General features: G+C 54.5%; 15 protein-coding genes and 1 pseudogene. 9 read left to right on the forward strand and 7 right to left on the reverse strand.

What is annotated here, in order from left to right; translation table 11 throughout:
* Positions 1-49: 49 nt before the first annotated feature.
* From rhaD to rhaB, 3 genes are all read right to left on the reverse strand, one after another.
* A complete protein-coding gene (rhaD, locus tag BH712_RS15070) occupies positions 50-880 on the reverse strand; it encodes a rhamnulose-1-phosphate aldolase (RefSeq protein ID WP_006808696.1) in 831 nt (276 codons plus the stop codon).
* 96 nt (positions 881-976) lie between these two features.
* A complete protein-coding gene (gene rhaA / locus BH712_RS15075; RefSeq protein ID WP_006808695.1) occupies positions 977-2,236 on the reverse strand; it encodes an L-rhamnose isomerase in 1,260 nt (419 codons plus the stop codon).
* A complete protein-coding gene (rhaB, locus tag BH712_RS15080; RefSeq protein ID WP_006808694.1) occupies positions 2,233-3,702 on the reverse strand; it encodes a rhamnulokinase in 1,470 nt (489 codons plus the stop codon). The genes rhaA and rhaB overlap by 4 nt, the downstream gene beginning before the upstream one ends.
* Before the next feature lie 301 nt (positions 3,703-4,003).
* On the opposite strand from rhaB, the gene rhaS reads away from it, so the two are divergent.
* Both rhaS and rhaR read left to right on the forward strand, forming a co-directional pair.
* A complete protein-coding gene (gene rhaS / locus BH712_RS15090; protein ID WP_006808693.1) occupies positions 4,004-4,840 on the forward strand; it encodes an HTH-type transcriptional activator RhaS in 837 nt (278 codons plus the stop codon).
* 73 nt (positions 4,841-4,913) lie between these two features.
* The gene (gene rhaR / locus BH712_RS15095; RefSeq protein WP_006808692.1) at positions 4,914-5,762 is read left to right on the forward strand and encodes an HTH-type transcriptional activator RhaR; all 849 of its coding nucleotides are present in this window, start codon (positions 4,914-4,916) and stop codon (positions 5,760-5,762) included.
* Here rhaR and rhaT read toward each other — a convergent pair whose 3' ends face one another.
* Positions 5,763-6,797, reverse strand: coding sequence for an L-rhamnose/proton symporter RhaT (rhaT, locus tag BH712_RS15100; RefSeq protein ID WP_006808691.1), 1,035 nt, complete (start codon positions 6,795-6,797; stop codon positions 5,763-5,765). It abuts the gene before it with no gap.
* 288 nt (positions 6,798-7,085) lie between these two features.
* Between rhaT and sodA the strand changes: the two genes are divergently transcribed.
* A complete protein-coding gene (gene sodA, locus BH712_RS15105; protein WP_014833772.1) occupies positions 7,086-7,706 on the forward strand; it encodes a superoxide dismutase [Mn] in 621 nt (206 codons plus the stop codon).
* 66 nt (positions 7,707-7,772) lie between these two features.
* Complete coding sequence (gene yiiM, locus BH712_RS15110; protein ID WP_006808690.1) at positions 7,773-8,447, forward strand: 6-hydroxyaminopurine reductase; 675 nt, start codon at positions 7,773-7,775, stop codon at positions 8,445-8,447.
* A 53-nt stretch (positions 8,448-8,500) separates the two neighbouring features.
* Here the strand turns inward: yiiM and cpxA are convergent, their stop codons facing one another.
* Complete coding sequence (gene cpxA / locus BH712_RS15115; protein WP_006808689.1) at positions 8,501-9,874, reverse strand: envelope stress sensor histidine kinase CpxA; 1,374 nt, start codon at positions 9,872-9,874, stop codon at positions 8,501-8,503.
* Complete coding sequence (gene cpxR, locus BH712_RS15120) at positions 9,871-10,569, reverse strand: envelope stress response regulator transcription factor CpxR (protein ID WP_006808688.1); 699 nt, start codon at positions 10,567-10,569, stop codon at positions 9,871-9,873. The genes cpxA and cpxR overlap by 4 nt, the downstream gene beginning before the upstream one ends.
* Before the next feature lie 150 nt (positions 10,570-10,719).
* Between cpxR and cpxP the strand changes: the two genes are divergently transcribed.
* On the forward strand, positions 10,720-11,226 hold the full coding sequence (gene cpxP / locus BH712_RS15125) for a cell-envelope stress modulator CpxP (protein WP_006808687.1): 507 nt from the start codon (positions 10,720-10,722) through the stop codon (positions 11,224-11,226).
* A gap of 184 nt (positions 11,227-11,410) precedes the next feature.
* On the opposite strand, the pseudogene BH712_RS24995 reads toward cpxP, so the two are convergent.
* Positions 11,411-11,611, reverse strand: a pseudogene (locus tag BH712_RS24995) (tyrosine-type recombinase/integrase); the annotation flags it as partial.
* Between BH712_RS24995 and BH712_RS24905 the strand changes: the two are divergent.
* From BH712_RS24905 to BH712_RS24665, 4 genes are all read left to right on the forward strand, one after another.
* The gene (locus tag BH712_RS24905; RefSeq protein WP_006808686.1) at positions 11,586-12,101 is read left to right on the forward strand and encodes a bacteriophage replication protein A; all 516 of its coding nucleotides are present in this window, start codon (positions 11,586-11,588) and stop codon (positions 12,099-12,101) included. The pseudogene BH712_RS24995 and the gene BH712_RS24905 overlap by 26 nt on opposite strands.
* Entirely contained in the window at positions 12,031-12,726 is a 696-nt protein-coding gene (locus tag BH712_RS24910) for a hypothetical protein (RefSeq protein WP_157843636.1), read from the forward strand. The genes BH712_RS24905 and BH712_RS24910 overlap by 71 nt, the downstream gene beginning before the upstream one ends.
* A 125-nt stretch (positions 12,727-12,851) precedes the next feature.
* The gene (locus BH712_RS15145; protein ID WP_006808684.1) at positions 12,852-13,985 is read left to right on the forward strand and encodes an AAA family ATPase; all 1,134 of its coding nucleotides are present in this window, start codon (positions 12,852-12,854) and stop codon (positions 13,983-13,985) included.
* Between the two features lie 13 nt (positions 13,986-13,998).
* The gene (locus BH712_RS24665) at positions 13,999-14,493 is read left to right on the forward strand and encodes a hypothetical protein (protein WP_071850052.1); all 495 of its coding nucleotides are present in this window, start codon (positions 13,999-14,001) and stop codon (positions 14,491-14,493) included.
* Positions 14,494-14,536: the final 43 nt, after the last annotated feature.

A 14,536-nucleotide genomic window follows, 5' to 3' on the forward strand; every position in this document is an offset into this window, starting at 1 on the left:
GGATTGCAGGTGGTTTTCGCCCCGTCTCAATGAGCGGGGCGCGATGTTGTTATTGGTACAGATCTAAGGCGGACTGCATCGGGGTAACGCCAAAGCGTTTGCCCAGGGCGATCAGCTCCTCCCGGGTGATGGTCTGCTTCATGCCGCCCATGGAGTAGACCTTCACCAGCACCTCCGCGGATTTCTCGGCGGTGTCGATCAGGCCGAAGGTTTCATCCAGCGTCGGGCCGCTGCCGAAGACGCCGTGGAACGGCCACAGCACCAGAGAGTGCTTTTGCATGTCTGTTGCGGTCGCCTGACCGATTTCGTCAGTACCCGGCACCATCCACGGCAGAATGCCGACGCCGTCCGGGAAGACCACCAGACACTCGGTGCTGCCTTCCCACAGTTTGCGGGTGAAGACATCGGAATTGTTTTCCAGCACGTAGGTCAGGGCGATCAGGTTGGTGGCGTGGCAGTGCATGATCACGCGGTCCTTGCCGTTGGTCGCCTTAATGCGTTCGCAGTGGGAGAGGAAGTGCGCCGGCAGTTCAGAGGTTGGCACTGCGTCATCCGTCAGCCCCCACAGAATGTGGTAGCCCGCGCCGTCGCTGTCCACTTTTACCACGCCGAGGTTGGCCTGCGGATCGAGCTGAACGTTGCGGAAGAACTTGCCGGAACCGGTGACGATAAACGGCGTGTTGGCGAGCAGCGGCATCGGCTGGCTCAGGGCGATATAGCGCGGCTTCTGGTGGAAATCGGCGGCAAATGGCTCGATATCCGCATCGTCCAGGCGCAGCGTAAGGTTGCCGCCGTTGCGCTCGTCCCAGCCCTTCAGCCAGGCGTCAGAGGTGGCTTTGATCATGCCCTGGACGAACCAGGAGGAGGTGATGGTCTGCATACTGTGTTTCCTTTGAAAATGCCGGGTGGCGCTACGCTTACCCGGCCTACTTTTACCTGTAGGCCCGGCAAGCAACGCGCCGCCGGGCGATGTTTTTTACTGACGAGCGGCAAGAACGCCTTTCTCATATGCCCGCACGTTGTCCAGCCACTGGCTGCCCGCCGGGGCGTCGTGACGCTGGCAGTACATCTCCCACACCGCCTGCCACGGCAGGGATTTCTGCTCTTCCAGCAGCGCCAGGCGCGCGGTGTAGTCGCCGTTTTCTTCCAGCTGTTTTAGCGCGGCGACAGGCTCCAGCAGGGCGCGCAGCAGGGCTTTCTTCATGTTGCGGGTGCCAATAACCCACGCCGCGATGCGGTTGATGGAGGCGTCAAAGAAGTCGAGGCCAATGTGTACGCGGTCGAACAGATCGTGGCGGATGATTTCGCTGGCAATGGCCTGGGTTTCGTCATCCAGCAGGACTACGTGGTCGCTGTCCCAGCGCACCGGACGGCTGACGTGCAGCAGCAGGCGTGGCACGAAGAGCATGGCGGCGGAGATCTTGTCGGAGATCACCTCGGTCGGGTGGAAGTGACCGGCATCCAGGCACAGCGCGGTCTGGCGGCTGGTGGCGTAGCCCATGTAGAACTCGTTTGAGCCGACGGTGTAGCTCTCTGCGCCAATGCCGAACAGCTTGCTCTCAACGGCATCAATGTGGTGCGCCGGATCCAGCTTCTCGCTGATGGCTTCATCCAGCGCGGCCAGCAGGCGCTGACGCGGGGCCAGTCGGTCTACAGTGATGTCCTTCATGCCGTCCGGGATCCAGATGTTCATGACTGACGGCGTGCCGAGCTGCTCGCCGAAGTATGCGGAGACGCGGCGGCTGGCTTTGACATGGTCGATCCAGAACTGACGGATGTCGTCGTTGGCGTGCGCAAGGGTAAACCCGTCCGCGCTCAGCGGATGTGAAAAACAGGACGGGTTAAAATCCAGCCCCAGTTTGTTGGCTTTCGCCCACTCCACCCAGTTCTTAAAGTGTTCCGGTTTGATTTCGTTACGCGCGACCGGCTCGTCGGACTCCAGATAAATAGCGTGCAGATTCAGGCGTTTTGGCCCGGGGATCAGGCTCAGCGCCAGCTCCAGATCCGCACGCAGTTCGGTGGCGTTGCGCGCTTTGCCCGGGTAGTTACCCGTGGCCTGAATGCCACCCGTCAGGGAACCGCCTGGGTTCTCGAAACCGGCGACGTCATCGCCCTGCCAGCAGTGCATAGAGACGGGCAGACGGTCGAGCTGGCGCAGCGCCTCTTCGACATCCACGCCAACGGCGGCGAAACGCTGTTTAGCCAGGTCCCAGGCTTGTTCAAGTTGAGTGGTCATGCGCAAAGCTCCTTAGTTAGTCGTTTTTGCTGAAACTGCGCCCGATAGCGGGCAATTTCATGGCAGGGATGGGGGGTGAAAGTGGTCAGGCTGTTATTCGCCGTCACCACCGAACGGAAATCGTCGACGTTTGAAAGTTCGTCCAGGGTCATCAGCTGAATGCCGATATTGCCGAGCGTGGAGGCTTCAATCGGACCTGCCACCACGGTAATGCCGCAGGCATCGGCGCAGAGCTGGTTCAGCAGCTGGTTCTGGCAGCCGCCGCCCACGATATGCAGCTGGCTGAACGGTTTACCGCGAAGGCTCGCCAGTTCACTCAGGATGTCGGCATAGAGCAGGGCGAGACTGTCAAAAATGCAGCGCGCCAGCTCGGCGGGGCGGGATGGTACCGGCTGTCCCGCTTCAAAACAGGCGGCCTGGATCTCGGCGCTCATGTGCACCGGGTTGATAAAGCGGTCGTCGTTCGGGTTAATCAGGAAGGTGCAGGCCTTCAGCTTTTCGGTTTCCGCGATAAGCGCGGGCAGGTCGGTAATGTTCTGCTCTTTCAGCACCCGCTGGAGCAGCCACAGGCCCATGATGTTCTTCAGCACGCGGTAGCGGCCTTCGGCGCCACCTTCGTTGGTGATGTTCGCGGCCAGCGCGGCATCGCTGGTGTAAGGGGTTTTGCTCTCAAAGCCCATCAGCGACCAGGTGCCGGAGGAGAGGTAGGCCGCGTCTTTGCTGGTGAGCGGCGAAGCAATGACCGCGCTTGCGGTGTCATGGCTGGCGACGGCGACAACGGGAATTTCATTCCCCTGCGGGCAAAGCCAGTGACCAATCACATTGCCCGGATGAGTTGGCGTGCCAAACCAGGACGGCGAGGCGCCCGTCCAGGCCAGCAGGTGTTCATCCCAGTTATCGGTGTTGATATTGACCAGCTGCGTGGTGGTGGCGTTGGTGTATTCCCAGTTCATGTTGCCGGTCAGACGGTAGCTTAAGTAGTCCGGGATCAGCAGCGCATGCGCCACCTTTTCGACCAGCTCTGGCTGTTGCTCCACCAGCGCGCGCAGCTGGTACAGCGTGTTAAACGGCAGAAACTGGATGCCGCTGCGACCATAGATGTTCTCCTTGCCAAGCTGCGCGATGGCGTGCGCCATCAGCCCATCGGTACGGCTGTCGCGGTAGGAGACGGGCAGGCCGACGCGTTCGCCGTGACTGTCCAGCAGCACGTAATCCACGCCCCAGGTATCAATGCCGATACTGTCGATGCGAATACCGTCGTTGCAGACGTTGTGAAGTCCGGTACGGATCTCCGCTTCCAGCGCATCGATGTCCCAGGTAACAAAACCGTCCTGTTTTTGCAGACAATTGGCGAAACGGTGCATTTCGCGAAGCGTTAGGGTGTGCAGGTCACAGTCCCAGGTGGCGAGCATTACACGGCCGCTGGATGCGCCTAAATCGACAGCCACACAATGGCGAAAAGTCATGGTCGGGTCCTTTCTTAAGTCATTAGCGAGGAGTGTAAGAAAGGGAAGAAATAGCCACCTTCTCGCCACTGACAGCCCAAATCTCGCGCTGGCAAGAAAGCAAAGATGAACGTGAGGGAGTTCACAGTTTCCAGTAATGGCGGGGTTTGCAGGCAGTGTGACGTTGACCGCATTTCCCGATCTTTCCGCTCGTTTCTTGAAAAACCGGCAGCTTTTGCGCGGTTTGCTGTCAAAAATTTAAGGTGAGGGAGGAAGGCCTTAATTACTATTTTGAGAACTTTTCTCATTGGTGGGGGCCGTTATGACCGTACTGCACAGCGTCGATTTTTTTCCTTCGGGGGCATCTCCCGTCGCGATTGAGCCACGGCTTCCTCAGGCTGCGTTCCCGGAACATCATCATGATTTTCATGAAATTGTGATTGTTGAGCACGGAACGGGCATCCACGTGTTTAACGGTCAGCCGTATACCATCAGCGGCGGTACGGTGTGCTTCGTGCGCGACCACGACAGGCACCTGTATGAACATACCGACAACCTGTGCCTGACCAATGTGCTCTATCGTTCCCCGGATGCGTTCCAGTTTCTCTCCGGGCTGAATCAGCTCTTGCCGCAGGAGAAGGACGGCCACTACCCGTCGCACTGGCGGGTGAATCAGTCCACGTTGCAGCAGGTGCGGCAGCTGGTGAGCCAGATGGAGCAGAGCGAGGACGGGCAAGAGACGCACGCCATCGCTACCCGCGAACTGCTGTTTATGCAGCTGCTGGTCCTGCTGCGCCGGAGCAGCCTGGTGGAGGGGCTGGAAAATAACGACGCGCGACTGAACCAGTTGATGGCCTGGCTGGAAGATCACTTCGCCGAAGATGTCTGCTGGGAAACGCTGGCGGATGACTTTTCGCTCTCGCTACGCACGCTGCATCGTCAGCTCAAGCAGCATACCGGGCTGACGCCGCAGCGTTACCTCAATCGTCTGCGCCTGATCAAAGCGCGTCATCTTTTACGTCATACCGACGAAAGCGTTACCGATATCGCTTATCGCTGTGGATTCGGCGACAGTAACCACTTTTCGACGCTGTTTCGCCGGGAATTTAGCTGGTCGCCGCGCGATATTCGTCAAGGGAAAGACGCGTTGCTTCAGTAACGCGAGGGCAGTCACCGTTTTCAGGCCGCAAAAAAGCTAATAATGTCCGGTTATCCGCCGTAGAGGTTGTGGTGTGGCTGCTCAGTTAATTCTTCGCAAAGATGATTTTTTTGCCTCCGCGAGTCAGGCCGTCGCGGTGGCGGACCGCTATCCGCAAAATGTCTTTGCCGAGCACACCCATGAATTCTGCGAGCTGGTGCTGGTGTGGCGAGGCAACGGTTTACACATCCTCAACGACCGGCCCTACCGCATCACCCGCGGAGATCTGTTTTACATTCGCGCTGAAGACAAGCACTCCTACGCCTCGGTTAACGATCTGGTGTTACAGAACGTCATCTACTGCCCTGACAGGCTCAAACTGAATGTCGACTGGGCGGGCAGCATCCCGGGCTTTCTGGATACCAGAGGCGAACCGCACTGGCGCTTAAGCAGCAACGGTATGGCTCAGGTGCGCCAGACCATTTCCCAGCTGGAGCAGGAGAGCCAGAAGAGCGATCCGCTGGCTAACCAGATGTCGGAGCTGCTTTTCGCCCAGCTGGTGATGACCCTGAAGCGCCATCGTTACGCCACGGATAATCCCTCCGCCACCACGCAGGAAGCACTGCTGGATAAGCTGATCACCCGGCTTGCGGGCAGCCTGAACAAGAGTTTCGTGCTGGAAAAATTCTGCGAGCAGGAGCAGTGCAGCGAGCGCGCGCTGCGCCAGCAGTTCCGCACCCAGACGGGGATGACGGTAAACCACTATCTGCGCCAGCTGCGCATCTGCCATGCTCAGTATCTGTTACAGCATACGGAGCTGATGGTCAGTGAAGTGGCGATGCGCTGCGGCTTTGAGGACAGTAACTACTTTTCGGTGGTGTTTAACCGTGAGGTGGGGATGACGCCGGTACAGTGGCGTCATCGCAGTCGTAAGGCCGCCTGATCAGTTCGCCATGCCGAGGCCAACAATGTTAGCGGCGATAATAATCACCACGCAACCCAGGCTCAGGACGCCAACCGGACGACGCCCGGCGTTGTTCCACTCCTTCAGCACCAGCCCAACCAGCCCACCGCACAGCACGTAGAAGCTCATGTGCAGCATCCAGCTCATATAGTCATACTGTGGCGGAATGCTGGCGTGGCCCCAGGCGTAGAAGAAGAATTGCAGATACCACATCAGGCCGCCGAGGGCAGAGAGCAGGACGTTGGTGACGATCAGCGGTTTTGCCAGCGAGAAATCGGCTTTTACCGACAGGTTTTTTACTTTTGCCAGACGAATGAAGCAGAAGCCGAGGTTTACCAGCGCGCCGCCGCCCATGATGACTACGTAGCTTGGCAGGGCAACATACAGCGGATCAACGCCCAGCGCCGCAGCGGCGTCGTGCATCGGTTTGGCGGCGTTCATGGCGAACGACATGCCCGCCGAGAAGACGCCACACATCACCGCCAGCAGCAGGCCTTTCTTCAGATTAAACTCTTCGGCTTTGATGCCCATCTTGCGTTCTTTAAGCTGGCCTGCGCGGGTGACGATCCCCACGCCGATTACCGCCACCAGCACGCCCAGCAGCGTCATTCGCCCGCCCTGGGTGTTGATCAGCACGTCGAAATGGCCGTTGAGGATGGGCGTCATCAGGGTGCCGACGATCAGCGTAATGCCAATCGCGATGCCTATCCCCATCGACATGCCGAGATAGCGCATGGTAAGGCCATAGTTGATATTACCGATGCCCCACATCGCGCCGAACAGGAATACCGGCAGCAGGGTGGAAGCGTTGAAGGAGGAGAAGTAGCCCCAGTAATCGGGCAGCAGCATGGCGCTGATTGTCCACGGCAAAATCAGCCAGGACACGGTACCGCCAACGGACCACATGGTTTCCCATGACCAGCCTTTCACCTTTTTAAACGGGGCATAGAAACAGGCTGCACTGGCCGCGCCTATCAAATGCCAGAAGATACCCATCGTAATCGCATGATTCATTTTTACATCCTCATCGTTTTTATAGCCGGAGGCTTCCCGCCGACTTGATGAGTGTAAAAATTGGGCGGTTTGGTAACCTTCAGAAGGTTGCCGCACTTTTGTTCAGGATGGCAATCAGCACGTTAAGCACGTGAGCAGACTCACAATTTTGTCATTTATCAAAATGCGAATAACCTTATAAAAACTACGGCATTGATAATCATTTTCAATATCATTTAATTAACTATAATGAACCAACTGCTTACGCGGCATTAACAGCTGTGCCGCCCGACAATAATGGAGAGGATTATGAGTTATACACTGCCATCCCTGCCGTATGCCTACGACGCACTGGAACCGCATTTCGACAAGCAGACGATGGAAATCCATCACACGAAACACCACCAGACCTATGTGAACAACGCGAATGCTGCGCTGGAAAGCCTGCCAGAGTTCGCTAGTCTGCCTGTTGAAGAGCTGATCACCAAACTGGACCAGCTGCCAGCAGACAAGAAAACCGTGCTGCGCAACAACGCGGGCGGTCACGCTAACCACAGCCTGTTCTGGAAAGGCCTGAAAACCGGCACCACCCTTCAGGGCGACCTGAAAGCGGCTATCGAGCGTGACTTTGGTTCCGTTGACAATTTCAAAGCGGAATTCGAAAAAGCCGCTGCAACCCGTTTCGGCTCTGGCTGGGCGTGGCTGGTGCTGAAAGGTGACAAACTGGCGGTCGTTTCTACTGCGAACCAGGACTCCCCGCTGATGGGTGAAGCGATCTCTGGCGCATCTGGCTTCCCAATCCTGGGTCTGGACGTGTGGGAACACGCTTACTACCTGAAGTTCCAGAACCGTCGCCCTGACTACATCAAAGCCTTCTGGGATGTGGTGAACTGGGACGAAGCCGCAGCGCGTTTCGCCGCTAAAAAATAAGGTTGCATTGACGCCTGTGAGAAGCGAGTCTAATGACTCGCTTTTTTTGTATCTGAAGGAGTAGAGATGCATTATCCGGTGAATGTATTTACAGGCAAGGTAAGGGAATACGACGGCAGCCGCCCGAGCGCCATCGCCAAAGTGCAGGTCGACGGTGAGCTGATGTTGACCGACCTCGGGCTGGCGGGTGACCAGCAGGCTGAAAAGAAAATCCACGGCGGGCCAGATCGCGCGCTGTGCCACTATCCGCGCGAGCACTATCAGCACTGGAAAGCCGAATTCCCTGAACAGGCGGAACGCTTTGTCGCGCCCGCATTTGGCGAAAATCTCTCAACGGAAGGGCTGACGGAAAAGAACGTCTTTATTGGCGATATTTTCCGCTGGGGCGATGCCCTGATTCAGGTCACCCAGCCACGCTCGCCGTGCTTCAAGCTTAACTACCATTTCGGCATTCAGGATATGTCGGCTCAGCTGCAAAACGCGGGCAAAACTGGCTGGCTGTATCGCGTTGTGCAGGCGGGACAGGTTTCGGCGGATGCGCCGCTTGAGCTGGCTTCGCGCTTGAGTGAGGTATCCGTGTATGACGCTTGCGCGATTGCCTGGCATATGCCGTTTGATGATGAACAGTTTCACCGCCTGCTGTCGGCGGCGGGGTTATCCACCAGCTGGACCAGAACGATGCAGAAGCGGCGGATAAGCGGGAAGATCGAGAGCAGTTCGCGGAGATTGTGGGGGAGATAACTGCCCCTCACCCTAACCCTCTCCCCTATGGGGAGAGGGTTAGGGTGAGGGGTTTACGAACGCTTATACAGCGGTAGCCACAGGGTTAACCGCAACCCGCCCAGCGGGCTGTCATCGGCTTTCACCCAGCCACGGTGCTGCTGCATGGCGGTTTCAACAATCGCCAGACCCAGCCCCGTACCGCCAGACTCACGATCGCGCGCCTCGTCGGTGCGGTAGAACGGACGGAAAATCTGCTCGCGCTCTTCCGGGCTGACGCCTGGACCGTCGTCATCGACAATGATGGTAATCCCGTCTTTATCCACCGAGAACGCCACTTCAATCTTCGTGTGCGAGTAGCGCAGGGCGTTACGCACAATATTCTCCAGCGCGCTTTCCAGCGTGTTGGGGTTACCGTAGAGCGGCCACGGGCCAGGCGGGAAGTTGACGGTGAACGATTTGCCCATCTGCTCCGCTTCGAACGCCGCGTTGTCCAGCACCTCATGCCAGAGGTGATTGGCTTTCACCGTTTCGCTCACCAGCGCGTTTTTCTGCTGATTGCGCGACATCACCAGCAGGTCGTTGATCATGCTGTCCAGCCGATGCGCTTCCGTCTCAATACGCTCCAGCTCTTTGCTTTCTCCGCTGCGGCGGCGCAGCAGGGCGGTGCCCAGCTGTAGGCGCGTGAGCGGGGTGCGCAGCTCGTGGGAGATATCCGACAGCAGGCGTTGCTGGGCAGTCATCATGCGGTCAAGAGCAGAGACCATCTGGTTAAAACTGGTGCCGGCGGCCAGGAATTCCTGCGGCCCGGATTCCAGCTCCGGATGCTGCCTCAGGTTGCCTTGCGCCACTTCGTCCGCCGCATTTTTCAGCTTACGTGCCGGTTTCGCCAGGCTCCACGCCAGCCATAACAGCAGCGGAGAACTGACCAGCATCGTGACGATCAGCAGCAGGAGCGGACGGTCAAACAGCAGGTTGATGAAGTCGGACTGGGAACTGCTCGCAGGGCGAATCAGATAGAGCTGATAATTGTCTTCCCCATCCCGCACCGAGAAAGGACCGACCATCTCTACCCGACCATATTTCTTTTTCTGTGGGTGATCGGCATTATCCGCCTGGCCAATAAAGTTGCGGATAATCTGCATTTCATTGCGATCGGCCCCAATCACGCGGCCTTCGCTGGTAACCAGCAAAAGACGTTGTCCGGGAGGCGCCCACTTGTCGATAGCGCGAAACAGCCTGCGCCACCACATTAAATCGTTCGGCGGATCGTTTGCCAGCTCCGCTTCCACGTGCTGCTCGATCATCACGCCCTGACGTTGCTCGCTGTCGAGCAGCTCCGTCATCTGGCGTGAGTCGAGTTTTGGCAACATCAAAACGAGCATTAAAACCAGTGCCAGCGTCAGCCAGAAGATGGCGAAGATGCGGGCGGTTAAGCTGCCTATCATGAAGCGGAAACCATCAAATAACCGCGACCACGCAGGGTTTTAAACCAGGGGTGACCGTCTTTACGCTCCGGCAGCTTACGGCGCAGGTTAGAGATGTGCATATCGATAGCGCGGTCAAACGGGGTGAGGCGTTTGCCCAGCACTTCCTGGCTTAAATGTTCACGCGACACGACCTGGCCGAGATGCTGCGCCAGCAGATACAGCAGGGTGAACTCGGTGCCGGTCAGTTCCAGCGTTTCACCGTCGAAGCTCGCTTCCTGGCGGCCCGGGTTCAGGCTCAAGGAGTCCACTTCCAGCGTCGGAGAGCTGTTGTCGGTATTCTGCTGCTGCTCACTCCAGTGGGAGCGACGCAGGATCGCGCGAATACGGGCCACCAGTTCACGATCGTTGAACGGCTTAGGTAAATAGTCATCCGCGCCCAGCTCAAGGCCGAGAACGCGGTCAAGCTCGCTACCGCGTGCGGTCAGCATAATAACGGGGGTCTGGTGTGTCTGGCGAAGCTCTTTCAGCGTATCAATACCATTTTTCTTCGGCATCATTACGTCGAGCAAAAGTAAATCGATGCTGTCGTCAAGGAGAGTCAGCGCCTGTTCCCCATCATGGGCAACCAGGACGTTGAAACCTTCCATGTCGAGCAACTCCTTTAAAAGGGATGTGAGCTCTCGGTCATCATCAACTAACAGGATTTTATTCATTGTTTAAATACCTCCGAGGCAGAAATTACGACATCAAGGCTATCTAATCCATGACTTTACGTTGTTTTACACCCCCTGACGCATGTTTGCAGCCTGAATCGTAGACTGTCTCTCGTTGAATCGCGACACGAAAGATTTTGGGAGCAAGTGATGCGCAAAGTTACCGCTGCCGTCATGGCCTCAACGCTGGCCTTCAGTGCGTTTAGCCAGGCTGCTGTAGCTATCATCAGCGATAACGGTTCCTCAGCAGAGGGCGCAACGCAGCACAGCAGCCAGAACCATATGTTTGACGGCATAAGTTTAACCGAACATCAGCGTCAACAGATGCGAGATCTGATGCAGAGGGCACGACACGACCAGCCCCCTGTTAATGTTAGCGAAATGGAGACAATGCATCGCCTTGTCACCGCAGAAAATTTTGACGAAAGCGCTGTACGCGCTCAGGCCGAAAAAATGGCGCAGGAACAGGTTGCCCGCCAGGTAGAGATGGCGAAGGTCCGCAACCAGATGTTCCACCTGCTAACGCCCGAGCAGCAAGCGGTTTTGAATACCAAACATCAGCAACGTATGAACCAGTTGCGTGAGGTTGCACGGATGCAGCGAAGCTCAGATATGACGCTTTTCAGTAGCAATAGCAGTACCCGTAGTAACCAGTAAACCCTGTTTTCCTTGCCATAGACACCATCCCTGTCTTCCCCCACATGATGTGGGGGTTTTTTTATCAATAATTTACAAAAAACATCTATTTAAAACAGCCGCTTACAAAAAGCTGGAGCCAGCCTGAGCCACTTCAAATATCCCAGAGTGTGGACGCAATGTGGACACTCTTGGACATTATCAACTACACAGACACGCCACCGGCAAGCGGATTTAAAGCAACCGCATTTTGCAAATAGTCAGGCGATAAGTGAGCGTAGACCATCGTTTGCTGAATGCTCGCATGTCCTAGGATTTGCTATAGTGCGATTATGTTTCCCCCGTTCATCATGAAGTGACTCGCGAAGGTGTGGCGCAGGATGTGCGTTGACTGGTTCGGCGGGATAGATCCGGCGCTGGGTAGCGCTACGGGTTATGTCGTCAAATACATCTCAAAAAATATTTATGGTTACGCCCTGGACGGCGAGAGCGATCATGAAAGTGGACGCCCGCTGAAGGAAACCGCGAAGCACGCAACGGCCTGGGCGTCATGCTGGGGTATACGTCAATTCCAGTTTTTAGGGGGCGCGCCGGTGTCAGTCTGGCGTGAACTGCGCCGCCTGAAAAATCAGGATTTAGCCGACAGGGTTAGTCCTGTTTTTGGTGAGCTGCAGCGCGGCTCACGCGGGAGATTGGCAGGGTTATATCACTTTGCAGGGTGGCCCTTTTGTTTCCCGTTCCAGGTTGGTGCTGCGCGCCTGGTATCAATACAAAAACGAGCCAAGCAGTTACGGCGAGTATCAGAAAGCTATCAAGGGTCTGGTTATGCCAGCATCCAGCATTCCGCCAGTAGAAACGCGCCTCCATTCTTATCGCATTGTGAAGATGAAGCCTAAATCTTCAGACCGCGCCGATCCGGGTTTTGACCTTAAAGGCGCGTCTGCGCCCTCTTGGACTCGTGTCAATAACTGTGCAGAGTATAAAAAACATACAGACTCACCCCCTTTAAATCCGCCAGATCTGACTGTGCTAGCTGGCGAAATGCAGCCAGAGCAATTTGAAATCGGTCAATTAAGCCGAGATCAGAGAAAACAGATTGCGGAAGACATCAGAAACCACAAATTGAATCAGCGTGTTTCACCTGCTGATCAGTTTGAGGCGCTCGCTTTAAGCATTACTGCCGGTGATTGCACCGACTATGACCGGGCCAGGGCCGAAAGCTATATGAAGGCCGCACATGCTATTCGCCAGGAAGAAAGCGCGGTGAGCGAGGAAGTTGAATCCCTGGCCGAGGAAATTATGGGGTGGGCGAAGTTAAGAAAAATTTCAATCAACCCGGTTCAGGCCCTGAAGCTAGCTCAAGGGGGAGAAGTGACGGCACTTGATACTAAATATCGCGCCAACCCATTAACGGGTGAACTGATTGTGACCGGTACAGATATGCACTGGCGCAAGATGCTGGCACGGCACAAGGCAGAGGCATTGATTAGCCGCTGGCGTCAGGCTGCGAGGGAAGTGTGATTCAGAGAGCATACTGTAATTTCATATAGTATTCCGCTTTCCTGTTCGTTGAAAAAGTGCAATACTATAAGTAGTCCAATATTTTGTTTTTATAATTTGTTTAAAATTAAGAGGTTACGATTAAGATGGGCGATTTAAGTGGTATTCAGTCAGATTTAGCCCAGCTAGTTAGACTGGTAATAGCTGAACAGTATGATGATGTTCGGTTGTATGTCGCTCGCTTGGTGCGCAAATATCGGGAAACTATGCCTGCTCTATCTGAGCAGCTTGATCTTTATTTACGGAACAAACCGCAGAAGCCTGCCCAAGGTCTGCGAAAGGCTACGATGCCAAAACCGACTCAGTCTCAGGTTATGCCTGTGGACGAGGATTCAAGGTTAACCTTACTGAAAGCACCAAGTGAAAAGATTACCAGTAAGCCATTGCTTTCTAGTCAGATAGAAGACTCACTGGATCAGATTATTCTTGAACGTAAGCACATAGACCGTCTTAAGACCCTTGGCTTACAACCAACACGTTCCGCAATTTTTGTTGGCCCACCAGGTGTGGGTAAAACGCTTACGGCAAGTTGGTTAGCACAGAAATTAGGTGTTCCTTTCTATGTTCTGGATTTAACTGCTGTAATGAGTAGTTATCTTGGGAAAAGCGGAAATAATCTTCGTGCGGCTCTTGATTTCGCAAAGAGAGGGCCGTGTGTTCTTCTGTTGGATGAAATTGACTCAATAGCCAAAAAAAGAAGCGATGATTCTGATGTGGGAGAATTAAAGAGGCTTGTTACTGTGATACTTCAAGAGGTTGATGAATGGCCTTCTTCAAGTCTGTTGCTTGCTGCAACTAACTTTGCTGAGTTGATTGATCCAGCATTATGGAGACGTTTTGATTTGGTTCTAAATTTTGAGAAACCAAATAGTGAAAGTATTAAAGAGGCTATTAAGCGTTTTTTAGGTTCCGACTATGCCATTTTTGCTCGTTGGATAGATTTGCTTGTCATCATGTTCAAAGATGAATCATTCAGTAATATTGAGCGTTCTATTAATAAATTCCGCCGCTCAGTTGCTTTAGGCATATCTTCAGATGAGGAGTTGATTGAATCTTTCATTAAAGATGGTCTATCAGATTTAGAAAGGAATGAACGTATTGAAATAGCTGTTAACCTTAACAGACATTCTAAACTATCCCAACATGCCATATCAGACTTAACTGGGGTCAGTAGGGATACAATTAGAAAATATAGTTCTAAAAAGTCTAACGCAGCATAGATAAGGAATATGTATGGCGAAAACTAATTTTCTGATTGGACGCGGCGAGTTATTAACCAATGATATTCCCGGTCCAAAAAGAGCCCCAGGAAAAGCTGAGGTGTACTCTCTTTATGAATCGAAACAGCGCCTGTTGCCGCAAATTGCATCTACGATAGAAAATTTTGCTAAGTTACCTGGTCGGGCATGTCCTGACGATTATGCAGTTGCAAAGGTAACTATCAATCCAAGCTATATTGCGCGATCCTTTTTCCCTGCGAAGATGTTGAAATCTACCGGATTAACGTCAATTGGGAGCAGGACGGTTAGAGTTACGCCGCAAAGCTGGAAACGCAAAGTTGCTGTTTCTGAGGTTACAACAACACAGATGTTTATTGCGGGTAAAAGAGAATCATTCGAAGAGTTACCTCATTGGGTCTCTGGACTTAAAGAGTTAACTGATGAAGCGATTGATTTTGCGCGTATAGAAAAGTTTGAAGCTTATTTGCCTGATGAAGTGGTTTACTGAATTTGGCCACCTGAACAGAGGTGATATGCTCACCTCAGAACAA

The sequence above is a fragment of the Enterobacter hormaechei ATCC 49162 genome (assembly GCF_001875655.1).
GTDB classification, from domain to species: Bacteria; Pseudomonadota; Gammaproteobacteria; order Enterobacterales; family Enterobacteriaceae; genus Enterobacter; species Enterobacter hormaechei.

Coding starts and splice junctions, on each gene's coding strand:
- rhaD (WP_006808696.1), bottom strand. CDS start 880: ATGCAGACCATCACCTCCTCCTGGTTCGTCCAGGGCATGATCAAAGCC.
- rhaA (WP_006808695.1), bottom strand. CDS start 2,236: ATGACCACTCAACTTGAACAAGCCTGGGACCTGGCTAAACAGCGTTTC.
- rhaB (WP_006808694.1), bottom strand. CDS start 3,702: ATGACTTTTCGCCATTGTGTGGCTGTCGATTTAGGCGCATCCAGCGGC.
- rhaS (WP_006808693.1), top strand. CDS start 4,004: ATGACCGTACTGCACAGCGTCGATTTTTTTCCTTCGGGGGCATCTCCC.
- rhaT (WP_006808691.1), bottom strand. CDS start 6,797: ATGAATCATGCGATTACGATGGGTATCTTCTGGCATTTGATAGGCGCG.
- sodA (WP_014833772.1), top strand. CDS start 7,086: ATGAGTTATACACTGCCATCCCTGCCGTATGCCTACGACGCACTGGAA.
- yiiM (WP_006808690.1), top strand. CDS start 7,773: ATGCATTATCCGGTGAATGTATTTACAGGCAAGGTAAGGGAATACGAC.
- cpxA (WP_006808689.1), bottom strand. CDS start 9,874: ATGATAGGCAGCTTAACCGCCCGCATCTTCGCCATCTTCTGGCTGACG.
- cpxR (WP_006808688.1), bottom strand. CDS start 10,569: ATGAATAAAATCCTGTTAGTTGATGATGACCGAGAGCTCACATCCCTT.
- cpxP (WP_006808687.1), top strand. CDS start 10,720: ATGCGCAAAGTTACCGCTGCCGTCATGGCCTCAACGCTGGCCTTCAGT.
- BH712_RS24905 (WP_006808686.1), top strand. CDS start 11,586: ATGTGCGTTGACTGGTTCGGCGGGATAGATCCGGCGCTGGGTAGCGCT.
- BH712_RS24910 (WP_157843636.1), top strand. CDS start 12,031: ATGCCAGCATCCAGCATTCCGCCAGTAGAAACGCGCCTCCATTCTTAT.
- BH712_RS15145 (WP_006808684.1), top strand. CDS start 12,852: ATGGGCGATTTAAGTGGTATTCAGTCAGATTTAGCCCAGCTAGTTAGA.
- BH712_RS24665 (WP_071850052.1), top strand. CDS start 13,999: ATGGCGAAAACTAATTTTCTGATTGGACGCGGCGAGTTATTAACCAAT.